Below are 3,860 nucleotides of genomic sequence, written 5' to 3' on the forward strand. Positions count from 1 at the left end.
GGTGATGACGGGATCGAACCGCCGACCCCCTCCTTGTAAGGGAGGTGCTCTCCCAGCTGAGCTAATCACCCGATACTACGCTGGATACTACAACTAACTACGTTAGTGGTGGGTCGTGCAGGATTCGAACCTGCGACCAATTGATTAAAAGTCAACTGCTCTACCAACTGAGCTAACGACCCGGTGGTAGGTGATGACGGGATCGAACCGCCGACCCCCTCCTTGTAAGGGAGGTGCTCTCCCAGCTGAGCTAATCACCCGATACTACGCTGGATACTACAACTAACTACGTTAGTGGTGGGTCGTGCAGGATTCGAACCTGCGACCAATTGATTAAAAGTCAACTGCTCTACCAACTGAGCTAACGACCCACTTTTTCGTTGCTTTCGGTTTGTTCGATATCCCGTGGCAACGGCGGCATATATTACTGATTTCAGATTTGAGCGCAACAAAAATTTCGATGTAGATCACTCAACTGCTTATGATTCGCACGACACGACCAGAAATAATGCGACTTCTGGTCGTGTGTTATGCATTACATCGCGTTCAAGCGTTTTTGTGCTTGTTTAGCACCATCACTACCAGGATATTTATTGATAACCTGTTGGTAAACAGCTTTCGCTTTTGCGGTGTCACCTTTGTCCTGCATGATAACGCCGACTTTAAACATCGCATCTGCAGCTTTTGGTGACTTCGGATAGTTTTTCACTACTGAAGCAAAATAGTAAGCCGCATCATCTTTCTTACCCTTATTGTAATTCAACTGACCGAGCCAATAATTCGCATTTGGCAAGTAAGTGGAATCCGGGTATTTCTTGATGAAGTTTTGAAACGCCACAATTGCATCATCCTGGCGAGATTTATCCTGTACCAGTGCTATTGCCGCATTGTAATCGGTATTAGCGTCACCACTTTGTACTGGTGTGCCTGACGCCGCAGCTCCGGTTTCAGGTGCAGTTGATGCTCCTGTTGCCGCTCCGCTCTGATCTCCATTGGCAGATTGTGCCGCAGTTCCACCACTACTCAAACTATCCATCTGCAGCATGATCTGCTTTTGACGTTCAATAGCCTGGTTTAGCTGATACTGACTTTCCTGGATTTGACCACGCAAAGAATCAATATCGGACTGGTTATCAGAGATTTGTTGTTGAAGTTGAGTTAAAAGCTGGCTATGAGCATTAGAAATACGCTCAAGTTGAGTGACACGGTCTTCGACCGAGCCTGAGCCGACACTACTGATTGGCGCCTGAGCAAAAGCGGCCCAAGGGGCCGCTATGCCAACCAGTAACGACAGACTCAACAAGTGATGTCTGAAGTTACTGCTCATGCAATTCTCTTAGTAAACCAGTACGGCACGACGGTTTTTGGAGTATGCCGCTTCGTCATGACCCAGTACTGCAGGTTTTTCTTTACCGTAAGAAACGATGGAGATCTGGTCTGCAGAAACACCTTTACCCTGTAGGTACATCTTAACGGCGTTCGCACGACGTTCACCCAGGGAGATGTTGTATTCCGGAGTACCACGTTCGTCCGCGTGACCTTCTACGGTGACTTTGTAAGACGGGTTGCTACGCAGGAAGTTTGCGTGTGCATCCAGCATTTGAGCAAAATCAGAACGGATGTCGTACTTGTCCAGATCGAAGTATACGATGTTGTTCTGTTGCAGCTGTTGCATTTGCAAACGTGCCTGCTCTTCAGAAGACATGTTGCCGTTGCCGCCGTTAATGTCAGTGCCGGCACCGCCGTTCAGCATGCCTTCGCTGCCGTCATTGCTGGCGTTCTTGTTGGAAGAACATGCCGCAATTGCCATAACCGGCAGAGCGATCATCAGCCCTTTCAGCACTTTGTTAAGTTGCATTTCAATGATTCCTTTACTATTCAATTAATTATTATCACAGATACGGCGACCAGGCAGGGAATTTGACCTGTCCATCAGTTGCCGGAAGACGCGCTTTGAAACGCCCATCTGTAGAAACCAAATTCAGCACGGATCCCATCCCCTGAGAAGAGCTGTAGATTACCATAGTGCCGTTAGGTGCCAGACTTGGCGTTTCATCCAGGAACGTGGACGACAGAACTTGTACGCCTCCCGTTACCAGATCTTGTTTGGCAATGTGTTGCTTACCGCCATCGGAGCTGACCATTACCATAAATTTACCGTCGCTGCTGACATCAGCATCCTGGTTTTGTGTACCTTCCCAGGTTATACGCTGTGGTGCACCGCCGTTAATATTCACTTTATACACTTGCGGACGACCAGCCTGGTCTGAAGTAAATGCCAGATTCTGACTGTCCGGGAACCAGGTTGGTTCAGTATTGTTGCTACGACCATCAGTTATCTGACGAATCTGACCAGAGGCGAGATCCATAACATACAGATTCAGACTGCCGGTTTTAGACAGGGCAAAAGCCAGCTTCGAACCATCAGGAGAGAAAGCAGGAGCACCGTTATGACGCGGGAAAGACGCAACCTTACGGATAGCACCATTCGCCAGTGTCTGGATAACCAGCTCAGAGCGACCACTTTCAAAAGTCACGTAAGCCAGCTTCGAACCATCTGGTGACCATGCAGGAGACATCAGCGGTTGTGGTGAACGGTGAACGACAAAGGGGTTGTAGCCGTCGTAATCGGATACACGCAGTTCATAAGGGAACTGGCCGCCATTGGTTTGCACAACATAAGCAAGACGAGTACGGAACGCACCTTTAATACCCGTCAGTTTTTCGAATACTTCGTCACTGACAGTATGAGCGGCGTAACGCAGCCACTGCTTATTCACTTTGAATGAATTTTGCGCCAGAACAGTTCCTGGAGCACCGCCAGTATCAACCAGCTGATAAGCAACGTTATAGGAACCGTCCGGGTTTGGTGTTACCTGACCAACAACAACAGCGTCAATAGCCAGTGCAGACCAGGCTGCTGGCTGAACTTCTTGTGCAGAAGCCGGTTGTTGTGGCAGACGAGCGCGATCAAGCGGATTAAATTTACCGCTGTAGCGCAGGTCATCACTGACAATACCACCGATATCTTCTGGTGCAGCACCAGGGCCTGCCCATTTAAAGGGAACGACACCAATCGGACGACCGGAATCAACCCCGCCGTCGATCACAATACGAACTTCTGCGTGTAGCATCGCTGCCCACAGCATCAGAAAACCAAATGCTACTCGTAATGCCTGCTTCATCATATCTCCCTTATCTGGACACAATGCCCACGATAATTTAGCAGAATTTTAACAAACTCAAATACACAAAACTACCAGAACCCAGCGACCCGCCCTATTTGTTCTTCTTCGTTATACCAGAGAAAAACAACATTACGGCTTAAAGTCCAGTGGAGCATTTTTGAACACTTCATATACCGCCTGGCTTGGTGGTTTTGGGATCTTCGCAAGTTTAGCTGCAGCAAGCGCAGCCTGACAAAGCGCAGGATCTCCACCTTCCGGCTTAATATCCAGTAACATGCCATCCGGGGCCAGTTTTATACGCAATGTACAGGTCTTACCTGCATAAAGAGATGCGTCATAAAACCTGCTTTCAATAGCAGATTTAATTTGCCCGGCATAGTTATTGATATCCTCGCCTGATGCGCCATTATTTTTAGTATTACCCACCCCAGCAGGAGAATCATGGCCTCCTTTCGGCCCACCGCCCGTTTTCGGTGCATTCTTACCAGAACTTAGCTCACCAAAAATATCATCAGCCTCTGCTGCTTTCTGGGCAGCCTTTTTGTCTGCCGCTGCTTTTTCGGCAGCCTTTTTCTCTGCTGCGGCTTTCTCGGCGGCTTTTTTCTCTGCTGCTGCTTTGTCTGCAGCGGCTTTCTCAGCAGCTTTTTTCTCTGCTGCTGCTTTGTCTGCAGC

The 3,860-nt window shown here is 48.7% G+C and carries 4 protein-coding genes and 3 tRNA genes; all 7 read right to left on the bottom strand.

Features of this window, described 5'->3' with window-relative positions; genetic code table 11:
- Window positions 1-106 precede the first annotated feature (106 nt).
- Window positions 107-182, bottom strand: a tRNA-Lys gene (locus tag K0335_RS21870).
- A 2-nt stretch (window positions 183-184) separates the two neighbouring features.
- Window positions 185-260: transfer RNA gene (locus K0335_RS21875), tRNA-Val, on the bottom strand.
- Window positions 261-295: 35 nt separating this feature from the next.
- A tRNA-Lys gene (locus K0335_RS21880) sits at window positions 296-371 on the bottom strand.
- A 164-nt stretch (window positions 372-535) separates the two neighbouring features.
- Complete coding sequence (cpoB, locus tag K0335_RS21885) at window positions 536-1,327, bottom strand: cell division protein CpoB (RefSeq protein ID WP_104919382.1); 792 nt, start codon at window positions 1,325-1,327, stop codon at window positions 536-538.
- Window positions 1,328-1,336: 9 nt separating this feature from the next.
- Window positions 1,337-1,858 carry a peptidoglycan-associated lipoprotein Pal gene (pal, locus tag K0335_RS21890; protein ID WP_002431433.1) on the bottom strand — a complete coding sequence of 174 codons (522 nt, stop codon included), beginning with the start codon at window positions 1,856-1,858 and terminating at the stop codon, window positions 1,337-1,339.
- Window positions 1,859-1,892: 34 nt separating this feature from the next.
- Window positions 1,893-3,185 (bottom strand): Tol-Pal system beta propeller repeat protein TolB, encoded by a 1,293-nt coding sequence (gene tolB, locus K0335_RS21895; protein ID WP_002431432.1) that lies wholly within the window; start codon window positions 3,183-3,185, stop codon window positions 1,893-1,895.
- 132 nt (window positions 3,186-3,317) lie between these two features.
- On the bottom strand, window positions 3,318-3,860 hold a 543-nt coding region (tolA, locus tag K0335_RS21900; RefSeq protein WP_219394135.1), incomplete at its 5' end, for a cell envelope integrity protein TolA.

The sequence above is a fragment of the Escherichia sp. GZ89 genome (genome assembly GCF_019366485.1).
Taxonomy (GTDB): domain Bacteria; phylum Pseudomonadota; class Gammaproteobacteria; order Enterobacterales; family Enterobacteriaceae; genus Escherichia; species Escherichia fergusonii.

Bases quoted from the DNA above. Each gene is read 5' to 3' on its own strand.
- cpoB (WP_104919382.1), bottom strand. From the start codon at position 1,327: ATGAGCAGTAACTTCAGACATCACTTGTTGAGTCTGTCGTTACTGGTT.
- pal (WP_002431433.1), bottom strand. From the start codon at position 1,858: ATGCAACTTAACAAAGTGCTGAAAGGGCTGATGATCGCTCTGCCGGTT.
- tolB (WP_002431432.1), bottom strand. From the start codon at position 3,185: ATGAAGCAGGCATTACGAGTAGCATTTGGTTTTCTGATGCTGTGGGCA.